Origin of the sequence: Cognatilysobacter xinjiangensis, from assembly GCF_014651995.1 — a bacterium.
Taxonomy (GTDB): domain Bacteria; phylum Pseudomonadota; class Gammaproteobacteria; order Xanthomonadales; family Xanthomonadaceae; genus Cognatilysobacter; species Cognatilysobacter xinjiangensis.
On record NZ_BMXY01000004.1, the window covers coordinates 244,806 to 263,489 of the forward strand.

At 69.0% G+C, this 18,684-nt stretch carries 18 protein-coding genes; 9 read left to right on the plus strand and 9 right to left on the minus strand.

The genetic code is table 11. The annotated features are described in order from the left end of the window. Position 1: 1 nt before the first annotated feature. From IE066_RS13575 to IE066_RS13585, 3 genes are all read left to right on the plus strand, one after another. The gene (locus IE066_RS13575; RefSeq protein ID WP_189450817.1) at positions 2-706 is read left to right on the plus strand and encodes a CoA transferase subunit A; all 705 of its coding nucleotides are present in this window, start codon (positions 2-4) and stop codon (positions 704-706) included. A gap of 11 nt (positions 707-717) precedes the next feature. Beyond that, on the plus strand, positions 718-1,347 hold the full coding sequence (locus IE066_RS13580) for a CoA transferase subunit B (RefSeq protein WP_189450819.1): 630 nt from the start codon (positions 718-720) through the stop codon (positions 1,345-1,347). Positions 1,348-1,619: 272 nt separating this feature from the next. Further along, positions 1,620-3,590, plus strand: coding sequence for a reprolysin-like metallopeptidase (locus IE066_RS13585; protein ID WP_189450821.1), 1,971 nt, complete (start codon positions 1,620-1,622; stop codon positions 3,588-3,590). Between the two features lie 56 nt (positions 3,591-3,646). Here IE066_RS13585 and IE066_RS13590 read toward each other — a convergent pair whose 3' ends face one another. Beyond that, positions 3,647-5,263 carry an electron transfer flavoprotein-ubiquinone oxidoreductase gene (locus tag IE066_RS13590; protein WP_189450823.1) on the minus strand — a complete coding sequence of 539 codons (1,617 nt, stop codon included), beginning with the start codon at positions 5,261-5,263 and terminating at the stop codon, positions 3,647-3,649. 86 nt (positions 5,264-5,349) lie between these two features. Here IE066_RS13590 and IE066_RS13595 point away from each other — a divergent pair, with 86 nt between their 5' ends. Continuing rightward, positions 5,350-5,934, plus strand: a complete 585-nt coding sequence (locus tag IE066_RS13595; protein ID WP_189450912.1) for an alpha-ketoglutarate-dependent dioxygenase AlkB family protein — start codon at positions 5,350-5,352, stop codon at positions 5,932-5,934. Between the two features lie 35 nt (positions 5,935-5,969). Here the strand turns inward: IE066_RS13595 and IE066_RS13600 are convergent, their stop codons facing one another. Genes IE066_RS13600 through IE066_RS13615 form a run of 4 tightly spaced genes read right to left on the minus strand, consistent with a single transcriptional unit; the run spans position 5,970 to position 9,542 of the window. Further along, complete coding sequence (locus IE066_RS13600) at positions 5,970-6,650, minus strand: ABC-type transport auxiliary lipoprotein family protein (RefSeq protein ID WP_189450825.1); 681 nt, start codon at positions 6,648-6,650, stop codon at positions 5,970-5,972. Positions 6,651-6,658: 8 nt separating this feature from the next. After that, on the minus strand, positions 6,659-7,585 hold the full coding sequence (locus IE066_RS13605; protein ID WP_189450827.1) for an MlaD family protein: 927 nt from the start codon (positions 7,583-7,585) through the stop codon (positions 6,659-6,661). Between the two features lie 32 nt (positions 7,586-7,617). Continuing rightward, on the minus strand, positions 7,618-8,430 hold the full coding sequence (locus tag IE066_RS13610; protein ID WP_189450829.1) for an ABC transporter ATP-binding protein: 813 nt from the start codon (positions 8,428-8,430) through the stop codon (positions 7,618-7,620). After that, positions 8,430-9,542 (minus strand): ABC transporter permease, encoded by a 1,113-nt coding sequence (locus IE066_RS13615; RefSeq protein WP_189450831.1) that lies wholly within the window; start codon positions 9,540-9,542, stop codon positions 8,430-8,432. The genes IE066_RS13610 and IE066_RS13615 overlap by 1 nt, the downstream gene beginning before the upstream one ends. 68 nt (positions 9,543-9,610) lie before the next feature. On the opposite strand from IE066_RS13615, the gene IE066_RS13620 reads away from it, so the two are divergent. Further along, the gene (locus tag IE066_RS13620) at positions 9,611-10,843 is read left to right on the plus strand and encodes a threonine/serine exporter family protein (protein WP_229790822.1); all 1,233 of its coding nucleotides are present in this window, start codon (positions 9,611-9,613) and stop codon (positions 10,841-10,843) included. 58 nt (positions 10,844-10,901) lie between these two features. Here the strand turns inward: IE066_RS13620 and IE066_RS13625 are convergent, their stop codons facing one another. From IE066_RS13625 to IE066_RS13635, 3 genes are all read right to left on the minus strand, one after another. Then, a complete protein-coding gene (locus tag IE066_RS13625) occupies positions 10,902-11,282 on the minus strand; it encodes an H-NS histone family protein (RefSeq protein WP_189450835.1) in 381 nt (126 codons plus the stop codon). 96 nt (positions 11,283-11,378) lie between these two features. Next, positions 11,379-13,094 carry a proline--tRNA ligase gene (locus IE066_RS13630; RefSeq protein ID WP_189450836.1) on the minus strand — a complete coding sequence of 572 codons (1,716 nt, stop codon included), beginning with the start codon at positions 13,092-13,094 and terminating at the stop codon, positions 11,379-11,381. A gap of 97 nt (positions 13,095-13,191) precedes the next feature. Next, a complete protein-coding gene (locus IE066_RS13635) occupies positions 13,192-13,599 on the minus strand; it encodes a DUF4124 domain-containing protein (RefSeq protein WP_189450838.1) in 408 nt (135 codons plus the stop codon). Positions 13,600-13,672: 73 nt separating this feature from the next. Here IE066_RS13635 and pssA point away from each other — a divergent pair, with 73 nt between their 5' ends. Genes pssA through IE066_RS13655 form a run of 4 tightly spaced genes read left to right on the plus strand, consistent with a single transcriptional unit; the run spans position 13,673 to position 15,679 of the window. Further along, on the plus strand, positions 13,673-14,449 hold the full coding sequence (pssA, locus tag IE066_RS13640; RefSeq protein ID WP_189450840.1) for a CDP-diacylglycerol--serine O-phosphatidyltransferase: 777 nt from the start codon (positions 13,673-13,675) through the stop codon (positions 14,447-14,449). Further along, positions 14,446-14,724 (plus strand): hypothetical protein, encoded by a 279-nt coding sequence (locus tag IE066_RS13645; RefSeq protein WP_189450843.1) that lies wholly within the window; start codon positions 14,446-14,448, stop codon positions 14,722-14,724. The genes pssA and IE066_RS13645 overlap by 4 nt, the downstream gene beginning before the upstream one ends. Next, a complete protein-coding gene (gene rimI / locus IE066_RS13650) occupies positions 14,721-15,200 on the plus strand; it encodes a ribosomal protein S18-alanine N-acetyltransferase (protein WP_189450844.1) in 480 nt (159 codons plus the stop codon). The genes IE066_RS13645 and rimI overlap by 4 nt, the downstream gene beginning before the upstream one ends. A 32-nt stretch (positions 15,201-15,232) precedes the next feature. Beyond that, entirely contained in the window at positions 15,233-15,679 is a 447-nt protein-coding gene (locus IE066_RS13655) for a hypothetical protein (RefSeq protein WP_189450845.1), read from the plus strand. Between the two features lie 4 nt (positions 15,680-15,683). Here the strand turns inward: IE066_RS13655 and IE066_RS13660 are convergent, their stop codons facing one another. Beyond that, positions 15,684-18,536: a valine--tRNA ligase gene (locus IE066_RS13660; protein WP_189450853.1), complete on the minus strand. Its 2,853-nt coding sequence runs from the start codon at positions 18,534-18,536 to the stop codon at positions 15,684-15,686. Between the last annotated feature and the right edge of the window lie 148 nt (positions 18,537-18,684).

The window sequence follows — 18,684 nt, forward strand, 5'->3', positions numbered from 1 at the left end:
AATGCCTGTCAATAAAGAATACCCGAGCGCGGCGGCGGCGCTCGAGGATCTCGTCGCCGACAACCAGACGCTCGCCGTCGGCGGTTTCGGCCTGTGCGGCATCCCCGAGGCGCTGATCGCCGCGCTGCGCGATTCGGGCGTCAAGGGGCTGACCGCGATCTCGAACAATGCGGGCGTCGACGGCTTCGGCCTCGGCCTGCTGCTGGAGACGCGGCAGATCCGCAAGATGATTTCGTCGTACGTCGGCGAGAACAAGGAATTCGAGCGCCAGTTCCTGTCGGGCGAGCTCGAGCTCGAGTTCAACCCGCAGGGCACGCTGGCCGAGCGCCTGCGCGCGGGCGGCGCGGGCATCCCGGCCTTCTTCACCCGCACCGGCTACGGCACCGTGGTGGCCGAGGGCAAGGAAACGCGCGAGTTCGACGGCCACATGTACGTGATGGAAACCGCGCTGCGCGCCGATGTCTCGCTGGTCAAGGCGTGGAAGGCCGACAAGGCCGGCAACCTCGTGTTCCGCAAGACCGCGCGCAACTTCAACCCGGCCTGCGCGATGGCGGGCAAGGTCTGCATTGCGGAGGTCGAAGAGCTCGTCGAGATCGGCGAGATCGATCCCGACCACGTGCACCTGCCGGGCATCTACGTCGACCGCATCGTCGTGAACGCTTCGCCCGAGAAGCGCATCGAACAGCGCACCGTGCGCGCCGCCTGAGGAGAGAAGAGATGCCCTGGACCCGCGACGAGATGGCGCAGCGCGCCGCCCGCGAACTCACCGACGGCGCCTACGTCAACCTCGGCATCGGCCTGCCGACGCTGGTGGCCAACGACATTCCCGACGGCATGGACGTCTGGCTGCAGAGCGAGAACGGCCTGCTCGGCATCGGCCCGTTCCCGACGGAAGCCGAGATCGATGCCGACCTCATCAACGCCGGCAAGCAGACCGTCACCGCGCGCGCGGGTGCGAGCTACTTCGGCAGCCACGACAGCTTCGCGATGATCCGTGGCGGGCACATCGACCTGGCGATCCTCGGCGCGATGCAGGTCACCGACAAGGGCGACCTCGCGAACTGGATGGTGCCCGGCAAGATGGTCAAGGGCATGGGCGGCGCGATGGACCTCGTCGCGGGCGTCAAGCGCGTGGTCGTGCTGATGGAGCACACCGCCAAGAACGGCGAGCACAAGATCGTGCCCGAATGCACGCTGCCGCTGACGGGCGTCGGCGTGGTCAACCGGATCATCACGGATCTGGCGGTGATGGACGTCACGCCGGACGGGCTGCGGCTGGTGGAGGTGGCGCCGGGGGTGGATACCGCAGAGCTGCGCGAGCGCACCGGTGTCGTCCTGCGGAGCTGACTGAACCTCTGTGCAGCCATTCATGAATGCGGCTCCACTAAGACGCTAGATATACGGATAGGGTCACACCGGCGGCTGGTTTAGCCATTGAAACAGAAGGGAATTCACGGGACGATCACCTGACTCTTAGGGGTAGGATGATCATGGATCTGCGGGTTCCTCTACTTATTACGCTGTCACTGGCCGTGTCTGCCTGTTCGACGCGTACAGACTCGGGTACGCCCGCGGAGGCGTCGGCAGCCGCTCGAGAGCCGGCTGCCGACATGCCTCGAATGGCAATGGCGCAGCCGTCGCCTGCACACCGGTTCGCCAGGTTGCCTGATCGCGGTGTCCTCGTGGGTTATCCGGCGCAGCCGGTCGTTCGCCACGATGGGGCCTACACCTGGCATCGGGCCGACCTCAGCGAGTCGCATGCCCGTGCCGCGGTCGGCGGCATGCTCGCCATGACCTCACCCTCGGGCGAACCGCTGCGGTTCCGCTACAGCCGCCATGTCGAGCATCCGAACGGCGACTGGACCTGGATCGGTTCGTCGGTCGAGGATCCGAACCGCGAAGCCATCATCACCTTCGGCGACAAGGCGGCATTCGGCAGCATCGGGCAGCCTGGCAAGGAACCCCTGCGGCTGACAATAGCGAACGGCGCGTCCTGGCTCGTGGAGACTGATCTGCGCCAAGTCGCAGGCATCGTCAATGCCGCGACGCGGCCGACGAATCCCGATTTCTTCGTCGCCCCTGAAGTGGCCGATGCGGTCGTGCGAGGCAAGGCGGCAAGCGGCGCTTCGATGGAGGTCGCTGGCGCGCCGCCGGCCGCCGCGACTAGTGCGTCGGGCACCACTGTCGACGTCGTGATTGGCTATACCAACGGCTTCGTCTCCGGCCTCGGCGGTGAATCGCAGGCGCAGACGCGACTGAACTTCCTCGTCGACGTCACCAACGAGGCCTACGTCAACAGCCAGGTCAATGCGAATGTCCGTCTGGTCAAGACGGTCCTGGTGAACTATCCGGACGCGACCTCGAACAGCTCGGCTCTCGAGGAATTGACCGGCTTCAAGGCGCCGTCGACGCAGACCACGCCGAACGCCGCGTTCTCCGCACTGCGCGCCGCGCGCGACCAGTACGGGGCCGACCTCGTCTCGCTGGTCCGTAAGTTCAACGACCCCGAGAACGACGGTTGCGGCATCGCATGGCTGATCGGCGGCGCCCGGTCCGGCATCGATCAGAGCGACCAGTTCTTCGGCTATTCCGTCGTCAGCGACGGACGCGACGCCGGCACCGACGGCAAGACCTATTTCTGCCGCGACGAGACCTTCGCCCACGAGCTCGGCCACAACATGGGCTCGGCCCACGACCGGGATACGTCTGACGGCGACGACAATGTTCTGCAGAGCAACGAATACGGTGTCTACGACTACTCGTTCGGATACAAGACGACGGCCGCGACCGGCAACTTCTATACGATTATGGCGTACGGCGATTCGGGGCAAACGCGCTATCGCGTGTTCTCGAACCCCCGGGTCAATACCTGTGGCGGTTACACCTGCGGTGTCGTGAATCAGGCGGATAATGCCCGGAGTCTGAATCAGACGATTCCCACTGTAGCGACCTTTCGGGCCGCAACGAGCCCGACCCCGGTGCCGCCGGCAAATCGGAAGGCCAGATACGACGCCAACGGCGACGGTCGATCGGACATCTTCTGGCACAACCCAAGCGTGGGTCTGGACTACTGGACGATGAACGGTGCGGTGCCGTCCTACACGGGTGGGGCGCGCTACGTGCAGAGCCAGTATCAGGTGCTCGGTCTGGGCGACTTCAACGGCGACGGGCTTGCCGACGTGCTGTGGCGCGACCAGGCGAAGACCCAGCTGTACATGTGGCTCGGTCAGGGTAACGGTGCGTTCGCCGTCAACTTCGTCAACAGCTACCCGGCCGGTTGGGAGATGGCGGGAATTGGTGACGCCAACGGCGACGGTCGATCGGACATCTTCTGGCACAACCCAAGCGTGGGTCTGGACTACTGGACGATGAACGGTGCGGTGCCGTCCTACACGGGTGGGGCGCGCTACGTGCAGAGCCAGTATCAGGTGCTCGGTCTGGGCGACTTCAACGGCGACGGGCTTGCCGACGTGCTGTGGCGCGACCAGGCGAAGACCCAGCTGTACATGTGGCTCGGTCAGGGTAACGGTGCGTTCGCCGTCAACTTCGTCAACAGCTACCCGGCCGGTTGGGAGATGGTATCCCGCTGATCGATCGGCAGAAAAAAGGCCGCCATATGGCGGCCTTTTCTTTGCGCCCGGTTCTGTCAAAGCATCTGGTAGTTCGGCCCCGACCCACCCTCCGGCGTGACCCAGTTGATGATTTCGTACGGGTCCTTGATGTCGCAGGTCTTGCAGTGCACGCAGTTGGCGGCGTTGATCTGCAGGCGGCGGCCTTCGCTGTCTTCGACCATCTCGTAGACGCCCGCAGGGCAGAAGCGGGTGCAGGGGTTGCCGTATTCGACGGTGCAGCGCTCGACGCAGATCGAGGTGTCGAGCACCTTGAGGTGCACGGGCTGGTCCTCGTCGTGCTCGGTCGCGGCGAAATACACGCCGGCGAGGCGGTCGCGCGGCGCGAGGGTGCGCTCGCCCCAGCCGCGGTCGGGTGACTCGTACTCGGCCAGCTTTTCCATCTGGCACCAGTCGGGCTTGTTCTTCAGCGTCCACGGCGACTTGCCGCGCGTCACCGTCTCCCACGCCGCGTTGAGCAGGCCGAACCACAGGCCGCGCTTGAAGGCCGGCTTGACGTTGCGCACCTCGCGCAGCTCCGCCATCGCCTCCGAGCCGCGCAGCTTCGCGTCCCACCCCGCGGGCGACAGCGCGTTCGCGGCGAGGTGCTCGGCGGCGAGCATGCCGGAGCGGAACGCTTGGTGCGTGCCCTTGATCTTCGGCACGTTCAGCAGACCCGCGGTGTCGCCGATCAGGATCGCGCCGGGCATCTCGCAGGTCGGCAGCGACTGCCAGCCGCCGGTGACGATCGCGCGCGCGCCGGCCGACACGATGTTGCCGCCCTCGAGCAGCGGCTTTACCGAGGGATGGTTCTTCCACTGCTGGAACGCTTCCCACGGCCTGTAGTTCGGGTCCTTGTAGTCGAGCCCGCTGACGAAGCCGAGCGCGATGCGGCCCTTGTCGAGGTGGTACAGGAAGCTGCCGCCGTAGGTCGCGTTGTCCGCGGGCCAGCCGAGCGTGTGCACGATCTTGCCGGGCGTGACGCGCTCTTCCGGCACCTGCCAGAGTTCCTTGATTCCGATCGAGTACGTCTGCGGGTCGTGGCCTTCGTCGAGCCGGAACTGCTTGACCAGGCGCTTGGTCAGATGGCCGCGCGCACCTTCGGCGAGCACGGTGACCTTGGCGCGGATGTCGATGCCCGGCGTGTAGCCCGGCTTGTGCGAGCCGTCCTTCGCCACGCCCATGTCGCCGATGCGCACGCCGATGACGGCGCCGCTCTCGTCATGCAACGTTTCGCTGGCGGCGAAGCCCGGATAGATCTCCACGCCCAGCGCCTCGGCCTGCGGCGCGAGCCAGGCGCACATCGCACTCAGGCTGACGATGACGTTGCCGTGGTTGTTCATGCCCGGCGGAACCGGGAGCTTGCGCGCGCCGGTCTTCGACAGCAGCCAGAACTCGTCTTCCTTCGCCGGCACGCACACCGGCGGCGGGTTGTCGCGCCAGTTCGGCAGCAGCGCATCGAGCGGGCCGGTCTCGATGACGGCGCCGGACAGGATGTGCGCGCCGATGGTCGAGGCCTTCTCGATCACGCAGACCGAGATGTCGGGGTTCAGCTGCTTCAGGCGGATCGCGAACGAGAGCCCCGCGGGCCCCGCGCCGACGGTGACGACGTCGTACTCCATCACGTCGCGCTCGATCTCGGGGGTCTCGCTCATGGTGTTCTCCGCGTGCTGACCCGCCATTGTCGCGGTTTGTCCGTAGCGCGCCAATCACGACGGGCCCGCGTGCTAGCGTGCGCGCGATGCTCGAGCGCCTGCCGCTGCCCGATGCCGACGTCCGGCTCGACCCCGCCTGGCTCGCGCCGGGCGAGGCGTCGGGCCTGTTCGACGCCCTAATCGACGCGCTTCCCTGGGAGAACCACGTGGTCCGCCTGTTCGGCCGCGAGCACGCCTCGCCGCGCCTGAGTTGCTGGATCGGCGATGCGGGCGCCCGCTACCGCTATTCCGGCGTGTCGCGCGAGCCGCGCCCGTGGACGGCTCAGCTGATCGCGCTGCGTGGTCGCCTGAGGGAATCGCTGGGCGTCGATTTCGACAGCGTACTCGCCAACCTCTACCGCGACGGCCGCGACGCCATGGGCTGGCATGCCGACGACGAGCGCGAACTCGGCCCGGCGCCGGTGATCGCTTCGGTCAGCCTCGGCGCGACGCGACGCTTCGTGCTGCGCCATCGCGACGGCGCGCCGCGTCTGGCGCTCGACCTGCCTGCAGGAAGCCTGTTGCTGATGCAGGGCGCGACGCAGGCGAACTATCGGCATGCGCTGCCGCGCACCGCCAGGCCCGTCGGTCCGCGGATCAACCTGACGTTCCGGCGGATCGTGGGCTCCTGATCGCCGATCGCCGACGCGATACCCGACCCGAACGCTCAGCGCCGCGGCGTGCCGGCCTCGGACATGGGCGCCGGCACCGGCGCCGGCGGTGGCGAAACCATCGTTGCGAGCGTCCAGCCGACGATCTGCCCATCGATGCGCGCCATCGCGCGGTCGAACGCGTCGACAACCTGCGGCAGGGCGGTGCCCGCGGCCGGCTCGGCCTCGAGGAACGTGCGCGAGGCCAGCACGTCGGCGGCTTCCGGGCGCATCAGCTTCACGCTCAGCTCGATCGTGGCCTGCGGCACGCTGCCGCCGGCGTAGTCGGCCTCGAAGCGGCGTACGTCGATGAGCAGACGGTAATCGCCGTTGACGCCCGCACCCGAGCGCGCCACGGCGCGCAGACGGCCGGAGTCCTCGAAGGTGCGCAGCAGCGAGTTGGTCAGCATCTCCGACGGGCGCTGCGACCACAGCGCGCCCTTGTATACCTGCAGCTCCTGCGGCGTTGGACGCACGGCGATGCGGAGGCTGTCGTAGGGACGGCCGATCTGCACCGGCGCGAGCGTCAGTTGCGCATCGACCTTCGGCCACGCCGGGTCGGTGGCGACCTGCACGCGCGGCGAGAACTGCAGCGGCGATTCCTTCTTGCCGCCCAGCAGCGAGCAGGCCGGCAGCGCCAGCACGGCGGCGACCGCGACGACACGGAGCAGGGCGGTGGACGGGTCGCGAAGGCTCATGCGCGGGCTCACTTCGGTTCGAATTCCTTGGGACGGTCGCGGCCGAGCAGGTAGCTCGCCGGACCGCTGTCGAGGCGGTCGGTGACCTGGCGCAGGTCGCGCACCAGCGCGCGGAGCTCGATCAGCGTCGGGCCGACCTGGCCGAGGCCGTCGCTGGTGAAGCTGCGGATCGCCGCGCGGTTCTCGTTGACGATGCCGTTGGCGCCGTCGGACGCCGATTCCAGCTTGTCCAGCGTGCGGTCGAGCTTGCCGACCAGCGAGGGCAGCTTGTTGGCGAGCTCGCGATCGACGTCGTCGACCACGTTGTGCGCCTTGGCCAGCGTCGCGTTGAGCTCGACGCTCGAGGCGCGCGCGTTGGCGATGATCTCGCGCAGGTCCTCGCGCTCGGCGGCGATCGAGCCGGTGAGGTTGTCGATGTTTTCCAGCGTGTTGGAGACGTGCGCGATGTTCTCCTCGCTCAGCACCTGGTCGAGCCGCGCGACGAGGCGGTTCGCGGTGTCGGCGATGTTCTGCAGCGCCGAGGCCTCGGTGCGGATCACCGGCATCTCGCGGCGGTCGACGGTGACCAGCAGCGCCGCGCTCGGGCTGCCGCCGGTGAGCTGGATGAAGGGCGAGCCGGTGATGCCGCTCTGCGACATCTTGGCGCGCGTGTCGACCTTGATCGGCGCGTCGGCCTGGATGCGCAGCGTGGCCAGCACCCGGCGCGGGTCGGCCGGGGACAGGCGCAGGCTCTCGACGGTGCCGACCGAGATGCCGTTGTATTGCACCGAGCTGCCTTCGGACAGACCCGTGACGGGCTCGTTGAACACGACCGCGTAGTTCTGCCATTCCTTGTCGGAGGAGTACTTCGCGGCCCACAGCGCGAACAGCAGCAGCACCACCGTCACGAGGATCGTGAAGGCGCCGATGAGGACGTAGTTGGCCTTGGTTTCCATGGGGCGCGGGTCCGGTCGGGCGTGCGTGGAGGTCAGTCGTTAGAAGCGGTGGCGCGATCGCGGCCGGCCTGCGCCGCGCGGGCGCGCGGGCCGTGGAAGTACTCGCGTACCCACGGATGGTCGAGCTGCTCGATCTCGGCGATCGGCGCGGCGGCCACCACTTTCCGGTCGGCGATCACCGCCACCCGGTCGCAGATAGCGTAAAGCGTGTCCAGATCGTGTGTGATGAGGAAGACGGTGAGGCCGAGGGCCTGCTGCAGCGTGCGGATCAGGTGGTCGAACGCGGCGGCGCCGATCGGGTCGAGGCCCGCGGTGGGCTCGTCGAGGAAGAGCAGGGGCGGGTCGAGGGCGAGCGCACGCGCCAGCCCGGCGCGCTTGCGCATGCCGCCCGATAGCTGCGAGGGCAGCTTGTCGATGGCGTCGGCCGGCAGGCCGGCGAGCTTCACCTTCAGCAGCGCGATCTCGTAGCGCAGCACGTCGGCCAAGTCGCGGTGGTACTCCTTCAGCGGCACCTCGACGTTCTCGCCGACGGTGAGCGAGGAGAACAGCGCGCCGTCCTGGAACAGCACGCCGGTATTGCGCTCGATGTGGCGGCGCGATTCGGCGTCGCTGCGGCGCGCGTCCACGCCGAGCACCTCGATCTCGCCCTCGTCGGGCGTCCGCAGACCGAGAATGGAGCGCATCAGCACCGACTTGCCGGTGCCCGAGCCGCCGACCACGCCGAGGATCTCGCCCGGCATCACGTCGAGGTCCAGCCCGTCGTGCACCACCTGCTCGCCGAAACGGTTGACGAGGCCGCGCACGCGGATGATGGGCGATGGCGATTCGTTGCCTGCAGTCGCCATCAGATGTCCATCACCATGAACCAGAGCGCGGCCATCGCATCGAGCACGATCACCAGCGAGATGGCCTGCACGACGGCGGACGTGGTGCGCTCGCCGACCGACTGCGCGGTGCCCTGCACCTGCAGGCCCTCCAGGCAGCCCACCAGCGCGATCACCGTGGCGAAGAACGGCGCCTTCGACAGGCCGACCCACATGTGGCGTACGTCGATGGTCTCGTGCATGCGCGAGAGGTATTGCTGCGGCGGGATGTCGAGCCCGTACGCGCCGACGGTCAGGCCGCCGAGCAGACCGGCGACCATCGCGACGAACGTGAGTAGGGGCAGCATCGCCAGCAGCGCGAGCAGGCGCGGAATGACCAGCAGGTCGATCGGGTCCATGCCCAGCGTGCGGATCGCGTCGACCTCCTCGCGGCTCTTCATGGCGCCGATCTGCGCGGTGAACGCGCTCGCGGTGCGCCCGGCGAGGATGATCGAGGTCAGCAGCACCGCGAACTCGCGCAGGAAGGCCACGTTGACCAGGTCGACGACGTAGAGCTCGGCGCCGAAGTCGCGCAGCACGTCGGCGCCGAGGAAGGCGATCACCGCGCCGACCAGGAACGACAGGATCGCCACGAGCGGCGTCGCGTCGAGGCCGACCTGCTCCATGTGCGCGACGAGCGCGATCGGGCGGAAGCGCGTGGGCTCCTTCACCGTGCGCAGCAGCTTGACCAGCACCTCGCCGAGGAAGGCGATCAGCGCCAGCACCTCCTTGAGGTTGTCCTGCACCGAATAACCGAGCCGCCCGATCGCCGCGGCCACGCCGTACTCGCGCTTCCTGCGCGGACGCTCGTCGGCCACGTCCTCGATCGCCGCGACCAGCGCGCGGTGCTCGTCGCGGAAGGCGACGGTGGTGAAGTCGATGCCGGCGCGGCGCGACCAGCGCAGCAGTTGCAGCACCCCGAGCGAATCCAGGCGCTCGATGCCGCGCGCATCGACCTCACGCGCTTCGGGCGTCTCGCCCAGCAACTCGCCGATGCGCGCGGCGTGTTCGATCGTCCACCGCCCCGACAGGCGCACGGTGCCCGCGCCGGTATCGGCAACGAGGGCGGGTGGCGAGGAGGGCGCGGCGGTCATGGTCGCGCGAGCATACCGGCTCGGCCGTGCGCGCAGATGCATGCGATGCTGTGGCGATGACCGCCCCCATGAGCGAAGCCAGTTACTCGGCACGCATCGACTTCATGGTCGAGCTCGCGCTGCGCCTGCACCGCTACGGCACCACCGCCGACCGCCTCGAAGGCGCGCTCAGCGCGGTGGCCACGCGGCTGGGCATCGGCTGCGAGCCGTGGTCGAACCCGACGGGCCTGATTCTCACTTTCAGCGATCCCGGTCGCGCCACCGGCCTGCGCGATACCACGCGCGTGATCCGGCTTTCGCCGGGCGAGGTCGACCTGCACCGGCTCGCCGAGACCGACCGCATCGCCGAGCAGGTGCTCGACGGCTCGCTGGAGCCGATCGAGGCCAAGGCGCAGATGCTCGCGCTCGACGCACCGGCGACGCCGACGACGCGCCGCGCGGAAGTCGTCGCCTTCGGCCTGGCCGCGGCGTCGGTGGCGGGCCTGCTGCGCCTGCCGTGGCTCGACATCGGCGTCGCCGGCGCCACCGGGCTATTGATCGGCCTGCTGGCGCAGCTGTCGGAAACCCGTCCGCGCGTGCGGCTGGGCTTCGAGGCGCTGGCCGGCATGGTCGCCGGCACGATCGCGATCCTGGTCGCGAGCACGGTCGGCCCGCTCAACCAGAACACGGTGATCATCGCCGCGCTGATCGTGCTGCTGCCCGGTCTCGCGCTCACCAACGCGGTGAGCGAACTCACCAGCCAGCAACTCGTGTCGGGCACCGCCCGTTTTGCCGGCGCGCTCACCACCGTGCTCAAGCTCGGCGTGGGTGTGCTGGTGGCGCGTTACGCGCTGGATCTCGCGGGGCTGTCGCCGGTGGTGCGCGCCGCGCGCCCGCAGCCGGCCTGGCTGGAGTGGATCGCACTGGCGACCGCCTCGTTCGCCTTCGCCGTGCTGTTTCGCGCCAGCGTTCGCGATTACCTGCGGGTGATCGCGGCCGCGGCCTGCGGCTACCTGATCTCGCGCTTCGTCGGCGAGGCCGCGGGCAGCCCGGCCGGCGTGTTCGTCGCCGCGCTTGCGATGACCGCCATCGGCAATGCCTACGCGCGCTGGTGGCATCGCCCGGGCGCGATCATCCGCGTGCCCGGCATCATCATGCTGGTGCCGGGGAGCACCAGCCTGCGCGGCCTGCTCAGCCTGATGCAGACGCAGGACGTGGGCGCGGGGCAGGCGGCGATGCTCGCGGTCATCAACGCGCTCGCCGCACTGGTGGCGGGCCTGCTGTTCGGCAACCTGCTGCTGCCGCCGCGCCGCAATCTCTGACGCCCGAAACGACGACGCCGGCGCGAGGCCGGCGTCGAGGCGGACGGATGGAGCGCGATCAGCGGATCAGGAACTCGTCGAGCACGCGGCCCTGGCTGGTATAGGCCTGCAGCCAGCGCGGCTGCTTGCCGCGTCCGCTCCAGGTCTCGTTGGCGTTGTCGGGGTTGCGGTACTTCGGTGCGACCTTCGAGCCGGCCATCTTCGACGGCTTGCGCGTGGACTTGCGCGCCGTGGTGCCTGCACCCGCCGCCGACGGCGCCGCGCCACGCACGCCGAACAGCTCGGCGATCGAATAACCCTCGGCGCGCGCGATCTGCTCCAGGCGCTTGCGCACCGCGGCCACCGGCTTGCGCTTGCTGAGCACGGTGCGGCGCTTCTTGGCCTGGTTGATCAGGGCCTCGAGCTCCTTGGCCGACATGCTGTTGAGATCGAACGCCATGACACCTCCGAAAACTGCAAAAGAAAATGGGCCGCGCTATGCAGCGGCGGCCCATCCTAACCAGCGACAGTAATCGAGTAAATCCGCGAAAGATAATCAGCCCGCGGTCACTCGGGAAATCGCCGTGTCGCGATCGAGCTGCTCGGCCTCGCTGGCGCGGCGATGGCGGTATTCGAACGTACCCGCCTGCAGGCCACGCTCGGAAACCACGATGCGGTGCGGGATGCCGATCAGTTCGATGTCCGCGAACATCGCGCCCGGGCGCAGGCCGCGGTCGTCGAGCACCGCGTCCACGCCGGCGGCGATCAGGTCGCGCAGCAGCGCCTGCGCCGCCTCGTTCACCGCCTCGACGCCCTTCGGGTTGATCACGCACACGGCCACCTGCCACGGCGCGATCGCGTCCGGCCAGATGATCCCGTTGGCGTCGTGGTTCTGCTCGATCGCCGCGGCGACGATCCGCGACACGCCGATGCCGTAGCAGCCCATCACCGGCGTGGCCGCGCGGCCGTTCTCGTCGAGCACCGTCATGCCCATGGCCTGGGCGTACTTGCCGCCGAGCTGGAACACGTGGCCGACCTCGATGCCGCGCGCGATGCCCAGCGTGCCCTGACCATCCGGCGAGGCATCGCCCTCGACGACGTTGCGGATGTCGGCGACCAGATCCGGTTCCGGCAGGTCGCGGCCCCAGTTCACGCCGGCGATGTGGAAGCCGTCCTCGTTCGCGCCGACGACGAAATCGGCCATCGCCGCGACATCGCGGTCGGCGACGATCAAGATCGACTTCGCCGGCGCGATCGGCCCGAGGAAGCCGGGCGATGCATCGAGGTGCTCGCGGATCTCGTCTTCGGTGGCGAGGCGGTATTCGGTCAGACCCGGCAGCTTCGCGAGCTTGATCTCGTTGACGGCGTGGTCGCCGCGCACGAGCGCGAGCACGAAGCGCGGGTTGTTTTCGGGATCGACACCGATCACCGCGACCGATTTCACCGTGCGCGACAGCGGAATGCCCAGCAGCGCGGCGACGTCCTCGCAGGTCTTCTGCGTCGGCGTGTCGACCTTGCGCATCGCTTCGGTCGCGGCGCCGCGCGGGCCGGGCGCGGCGGCTTCGGCACGCTCGACGTTCGCCGCGTAGTCCGAGCCCGTCGAGAACGCCAGCGCGTCCTCGCCGGAATCGGCGAGCACGTGGAACTCGTGGCTCATCGCGCCGCCGATCGCGCCGGTGTCGGCGACCACCGCGCGGAACTTCAGCCCCAGGCGCGTGAAGATGCGCCCGTAGGTGTCGTACATGTTGCGGTATTCGCGGCCGAGGTCGTCCTCGTTCGCGTGGAACGAGTAGGCGTCCTTCATCAGGAACTCGCGCGCGCGCATCACGCCGAAGCGCGGGCGGATCTCGTCGCGGAACTTGGTCTGGATCTGGAAGAAGTTGACCGGCAGCTGCTTGTAGCTCGACAGCTCCTGGCGCGCGAAGTCGGTGACGACTTCCTCGTGCGTCGGGCCGTACGCGTACCAGCTGTCCTTGCGGTCCTTGATCTTCAGCAGCTGGCCGCCGAACTTCTCCCAGCGGCCGGTTTCCTCCCACAGCTCGCGCGGCTGGATGGAGGGCATCAGCACCTCGATCGCGCCCGCGTTCGTCATCTCCTCGCGGACGACGCGCTCGACCTTGCGCAGCACGCGCAGGCCCAGCGGGCTCCACGTGTACACGCCGGCGGCGAGCTTGCGGATCATGCCCGCGCGCAGCATCAGCTGGTGGCTGACGACTTCGGCGTCGGCGGGCGTTTCCTTGGTGGTATGGAGGTGGAACTGCGACAGGCGCATCGACGTTTTTCGCACGCGGAAAGGCCGCATTCTGCCATGCGGCGCGCGGCTGTCGGCCGGAATCGCTTTGGATGCGCCGCCGTCGCGGCGCGCGGGCTCAGGCCTGCTTCTTCGTCACCGCGTTGGCGGCGGGCTGGTCGCAGTACAGCTCGACCTCGCCCTGGGCGACCTTCAGCCGCGCCGCGCGTTCGGCGGCGGTGAGCTCGCGGTCGGCCTTGCCGTCCTTGTCGTCGTCGACGCCGACCTTGCCGTCGCCCTGCAGCAGCTTGAGGTTGCCGCGCGCGTTGCTGCAGTCGGCATTTGCGACGGCCTTCGGCGCGGCGGGGGGCGCCGGGCGCTCGCCGAAGGTGCGCGCATCGGCCTTCTGGCCCGCGGGCGGTGCGTCGGCGTAGTGGGTGACGCCCTTGGCGTCCTTCCACGTGTAGACCTGGCCGGCGGCGACGGGCAGCGCGATGGCGAGGGCGAAGGGCAGGACGGCGGAAGCGAGGGTGGACAGCCGGCGCATGGCGGGCTCCGGGGACGAGGGCGGGCCGATTGCATCACCGCCCCGGCGCCGGGGCAAGCGATACACTGCGGAAATGGAATCCACGCCTCCGCCCGCGCCGGCACGGCCGCGCGCCCGCGGCATCTACCTGCTGCCGAACCTCTTCACCACCGGCGGCATGTTCGCCGGCTTCTACGCCATCATCGCCGCTGCCCAGGGCCAGTTCCCGGACGCCTGCGTGGCCGTGTTCGTGGCGGCGATCCTGGACGGCCTGGACGGCCGGGTCGCACGGCTGACCAATACCCAGAGCGAGTTCGGCGTGCAGTACGACTCGCTGGCGGACCTGATCAGCTTCGGGCTGGCGCCGTCGATGGTGATGTACCACTGGGCGCTCGCCTCGCTGCGGCTGGACGGCGCCACGCCAGGCAAGATCGGCTGGATCGTCGCCTTCCTCTACGCCGCCTGCGCCGCGCTTCGGCTGGCGCGCTTCAACGCGCAGGTGGGGCAGGTCGACAAGCGCTGGTTCATCGGCCTGGCCAGCCCCGCCGCGGCCGGGCTGGTGGTGAGCTTCGTCTGGACCTGCGCCTCGTTCGGCCTGTCCGGTCCCGACCTGCGCTACGTCGCGCTCGGCGTCACCGTCGTCGCGGCGCTGCTCATGGTCAGCCGCCTGCGCTACTTCAGCTTCAAGGGCGCCGGCCCGCGCAGCGACCGCGTGCCGTTCCTCGCGATCGTGGTGGTGGTCGCGGTGCTGGTCGCGGTGGCGATCGATCCGCCGACGGTGCTGCTGGCGGTGTTCGCGCTGTACGCGCTGTCGGGGCTGCTCTACTGGGCCTGGCGCCGCGTGCGCCGGCCGGTCGAGGCGGCCACATGACCCTGCCGTGGAGCCCGCAGCAGATCGAATGGCTGCAGGCGATGGGCCTGGACGTGCTGCGCCGCGACGCGCCGCCGGCCGTGGCTGCGCCGGCCATCCAGCCTGCAACCGCGCGGTCGTCCCCGGAAACCGTTCCGGCTGCGCTGGCACGCGTCGCGCGCGGTGCGGACCTGTCGATGCTGCTGGCGTCGCACGGCATCCCGCGCGACGCCGCCTCGCGCCGCGTGTTCTGGCGCGCGCTGCGTCCACTGCGCAAGGCGGCGCGAACGCCGTGAGCGCACTGCCGTCGAGCCCCGTCGCGGCGCTTCGGCCCATGCGCGAGGCCGACGTCGACGCCGTCTTCGACGTCGAATGCCGGGCCTACGAATTCCCCTGGACCGCCGGTATCTTCCGCGACTGCCTGCGCGCCGACTACATGGCCTGGGTGCTCGACGTCGAGGGCGCGATCGCCGGCTATTTCCTGATGAGCCTGGCTGCCGGCGAGGCGCACGTGCTGAACATCTGCGTGGCGCCCGAGCAGCAGGGCCACGGCCACGGCCGCCGCCTGCTGCGCGCGCTGATCCAGCTCGCTCGAACGCGCGGCGCGCAGCGGATTTTCCTCGAGGTGCGGCCGTCGAACCGGCGCGCGATAGCGCTGTACGACATGGAAGGCTTCAACGAGATCGGCCGCCGGCCGCGTTACTACCCGGCCCGCGACGGCCGCGAGGACGCGATCGTGATGGCGATGGAACTGCTGCCGGCCGAGATATAGCCTCGGGCGCACGTCCGCTGCCAAGAAATGCCGTGCGTCGTCTCGTCCTGATCCTGCTGTTTTCCGCCCCCGCCGCGTATGCCGCCGGCCTGCCGGTGCTGTCGGGCTATCCCGGCTGCGATTACGAGCGGCTCGGCAACGTGCGGGCCGACGACGGGCGTCGCCCCGACGGCAGCCTGGACGATACCCGGCTGCGTCTGGCGAGCCACAGCCGCGTATTCGATCGTCTGTCGGCGCAGGGCGAGGCGCGGGGCGCGAAGGCCATCGTGGTCAACCTGCACGAGGCCGACTTCTACACGAAGAACGGCAACCGGACGAAACGCCCGGTCTACGTGGCGGTCAGCGGCGCGGCGATCCGGGTCGCGGACGCCGCGCGTTGGCGGTTCGACGTGCTCGATGCCGAGGCCCTGCAGGCGCGTGCACTGCAGGGCAAGGCGGCGGACGTCGTGATCAAGACGCCACCACCGCCCGTGCTCTAGCGGATCAGCCCAGCTTGGCGCGCTGCGCGGCGAGCGCTTCGCGCTGCGAGGCCCAGTCGGCCAAGCGCTTGCGCTCCTGCTCGACCACTGCTGCCGGCGCGTTCGCCACGAACGTGTCGCTGGCGAGCTTGCCCTGCGACTTGGCGATCTCGCCGTCGACGCGCTTGAGCTCCTTGTCCAGGCGCGCGCGCTCGGCGCCGAGGTCGACCAGGCCTTCCAGCGGCACCAGCAGCTTCAGCGCGCCGACCACGCCCGCGGCCGAAGCCGGGGCGGCATTCGCGTCGTCGATGAAGTCGACTGCGTCGAGCTTGCACAAAAAGCGCAGCTGCGACCCGAAGCGCGACGCGCGCTCGCGGTCGGCCGCATCGCCGTCGGCCATCAGCAGCGGCACCTGCTTCGATGGGGCGACGTTGAGTTCGCTGCGGATGCGGCGAACCGTGGAGATCACCGACTTCAGCCATTCGACCGCGGCTTCGGCGTTCGCATCGCCCTGCGGCAGCTCGGCGGCGCGCGGGTAGGGGCGCAGCATGATCGTCGTTTCGTCGATGCCGAGCTTCGGCGCGACCGCCTGCCACAGCTCTTCGGTCACGAACGGGATCAGCGGGTGCAGCAGCGAGAGCAGGCGCTCGAGCACGAACAGCAGCGTGTGGCGCGTGCTGTTGGCGGCCTCGGCATCGTCGCCGTTGAGGGCGGGCTTGGCGAGTTCGACGAACCAGTCGCAGAACTGGTTCCAGGCGAATTCGTACAGCGCCTGTGTGAGCAGGTCGAAGCGGTAATCGGCGAAATGCTGCTCGGCTTCCGCGGCGACGCGCGACAGCTGCGCGAGGATCCAGCGCTCGGCGTCGGTCTTCGGCTGCGGCACGCCCGAGGCGCTGAAGCCCTCCGTGTTCATCAGCACGAAGCGCGTCGCGTTCCACAGCTTGTTGCAGAAGTTCTTGTAGCCCTCCGCGCGGCCGAGGTCGAACTTGATGTCGCGGCCGTGCGTGGCGAGCGCGGAAATCGTGAAGCGCAGCGCGTCCGCGCCGAACGCGGGGATGCCGTTCGGGAATTCCTTGCGGGTGGCCTTCTCGATCTTCTCGGCCATCTTCGGCTGCATCAGGCCCGACGTGCGCTTGGCGACGAGGTCGTCGAGCGAGATGCCGTCGATGAGATCGAGCGGGTCGAGGATGTTGCCCTTCGACTTCGACATCTTCTGGCCCTGCGCATCGCGCACGAGGCCGGTGATGTAGACGTCCTTGAACGGCACTTCGCCGGTGAAGTGGTCGGTCATCATGATCATCCGGGCGACCCAGAAGAAAATGATGTCGAAGCCGGTGACGAGCACGCTCGACGGCACGTAGCGGTCGAAGCCGCGTTCGGCCATGAGCTGTTCGTTCGGCCAGCCCTGCGTGCTGAACGGCCACAACGCGGAGGAGAACCACGTCTCCAGTACATCGGTGTCCTGCGTGAGCGGCATCGTGTCGCCGATGGCGTGCTTGGCGCGCACCTCGGCCTCGTCGCGGCCGACGTAGACGCGGCCTTCGACGTCGTACCACGCGGGAATGCGATGGCCCCACCAGAGCTGGCGCGAGATGCACCAGTCCTGGATGTTCTCCATCCAGTGGCGGTAGGTGTTGATCCAATTCGAAGGGACGAACTTCACGGCCCCGGATTCAGCCAACGCGAGGCCCTTCGCGCCAAGCGTGTCCATCTTCACGAACCACTGGTCCGTGAGATACGGCTCGATCACCTGGCCCGTGCGATCGCCGCGCGGCACCTGCAGCTTGTGCGGCTTGGTCTCGACGAGCAGGCCCTGCGCGTCGAGGTCCGCGAGCACGGCCTTGCGCGCGTCGAAACGATCGAGGCCGCGATAGGCCTGCGGCACGCCGGCGTCGTCGGCCAGCACGCCGTCGAGGATCTTCGCTTCGGGGGTGAAGATGTTGATCAGCGGCAGCGCATGGCGCTGGCCGACGGCGTAGTCGTTGAAGTCGTGCGCGGGCGTGACCTTGACCACGCCGGTGCCGAATTCGCGATCGACGTAGTCGTCGATGATCACCGGGATGCGGCGACCGGTCAGCGGCAGCACGACGGACTTGCCGTGCAGCGAGGCGTAGCGTTCGTCGTCCGGATGCACCATCGCCGCGGTGTCGCCCAGCATGGTCTCCGGGCGCGTCGTCGCGACGACGAGGTAGTCACGTGTCTCGCGCAGCACCTCGTTGCCGTCGGCGTCGCGCTCCACGTACTCGTAGGTGGCGCCGTCGGCGAGCGGGTAGCGGATCGACCACAGCGAGCCGTCCTCCTCCTCGTTCACGACTTCGAGGTCGGAGATCGCGGTCTTCAGCACCGGGTCCCAGTTGACGAGGCGCTGGCCGCGGTAGATCAGGCCGTCCTCGAACAGGCGCACGAAGGCTTCGCGCACGGCGTCGGCGGCCATCGGGTCCATCGTGAACACGCTGCGCGTCCAGTCGCCCGAGGTGCCGAGGCGGCGCATCTGGCGCTCGATGGTGTCGCCCGACTTCTGCTTCCACTCCCACACTTTCGCGATGAAACCGTCGCGGCCGAGCGTGTCGCGGGATTCGCCCTTGCCTTCGAGCGCGAGGTTGCGTGAGACCACCATCTCGGTCGCGATGCCGGCGTGGTCGGTGCCCATCTGCCAGAGCACGTCGAAGCCGCGCATGCGGTGGTAGCGGATCAGCGCGTCCTGCAGGGTGTGCTGGAACGCGTGGCCCATGTGCAGCGTGCCGGTGACGTTCGGCGGCGGCAGCAGGATCGAGTAGGGCTCGCCCGTGCCGCGCGGCTTGAATACGCCGCTCGCCTCCCACTGCTGGTACAGGCGCGTCTCGAACTGGGTGGGGTCGTAGCCGGGGGCGAGGGACATGGCGGTCGGATCTGGGGCGTGGGAACGGCCGGCGGCGACGCATCGGCGTCGCGGCGGGCGAGGGTCGGCCGGGCGCGGCCCGGTCGTGCAGCATAGCGGGCCGGCGGCCCGGGCTTCAGCCTTCGCGGCATCGGCGCCGCGGCGGAAC

Bases quoted from the DNA above. Each gene is read 5' to 3' on its own strand.
- IE066_RS13620 (WP_229790822.1), top strand. From the start codon at position 9,611: ATGAGCGAAGCCAGTTACTCGGCACGCATCGACTTCATGGTCGAGCTC.
- IE066_RS13580 (WP_189450819.1), top strand. From the start codon at position 718: ATGCCCTGGACCCGCGACGAGATGGCGCAGCGCGCCGCCCGCGAACTC.
- IE066_RS13635 (WP_189450838.1), bottom strand. From the start codon at position 13,599: ATGCGCCGGCTGTCCACCCTCGCTTCCGCCGTCCTGCCCTTCGCCCTC.
- IE066_RS13610 (WP_189450829.1), bottom strand. From the start codon at position 8,430: ATGGCGACTGCAGGCAACGAATCGCCATCGCCCATCATCCGCGTGCGC.
- IE066_RS13660 (WP_189450853.1), bottom strand. From the start codon at position 18,536: ATGTCCCTCGCCCCCGGCTACGACCCCACCCAGTTCGAGACGCGCCTG.
- IE066_RS13600 (WP_189450825.1), bottom strand. From the start codon at position 6,650: ATGAGCCTTCGCGACCCGTCCACCGCCCTGCTCCGTGTCGTCGCGGTC.
- IE066_RS13605 (WP_189450827.1), bottom strand. From the start codon at position 7,585: ATGGAAACCAAGGCCAACTACGTCCTCATCGGCGCCTTCACGATCCTC.
- IE066_RS13645 (WP_189450843.1), top strand. From the start codon at position 14,446: ATGACCCTGCCGTGGAGCCCGCAGCAGATCGAATGGCTGCAGGCGATG.
- IE066_RS13575 (WP_189450817.1), top strand. From the start codon at position 2: ATGCCTGTCAATAAAGAATACCCGAGCGCGGCGGCGGCGCTCGAGGAT.
- IE066_RS13625 (WP_189450835.1), bottom strand. From the start codon at position 11,282: ATGGCGTTCGATCTCAACAGCATGTCGGCCAAGGAGCTCGAGGCCCTG.
- IE066_RS13590 (WP_189450823.1), bottom strand. From the start codon at position 5,263: ATGAGCGAGACCCCCGAGATCGAGCGCGACGTGATGGAGTACGACGTC.
- IE066_RS13585 (WP_189450821.1), top strand. From the start codon at position 1,620: ATGGCAATGGCGCAGCCGTCGCCTGCACACCGGTTCGCCAGGTTGCCT.
- IE066_RS13615 (WP_189450831.1), bottom strand. From the start codon at position 9,542: ATGACCGCCGCGCCCTCCTCGCCACCCGCCCTCGTTGCCGATACCGGC.
- pssA (WP_189450840.1), top strand. From the start codon at position 13,673: ATGGAATCCACGCCTCCGCCCGCGCCGGCACGGCCGCGCGCCCGCGGC.
- IE066_RS13630 (WP_189450836.1), bottom strand. From the start codon at position 13,094: ATGCGCCTGTCGCAGTTCCACCTCCATACCACCAAGGAAACGCCCGCC.
- IE066_RS13595 (WP_189450912.1), top strand. From the start codon at position 5,350: ATGCTCGAGCGCCTGCCGCTGCCCGATGCCGACGTCCGGCTCGACCCC.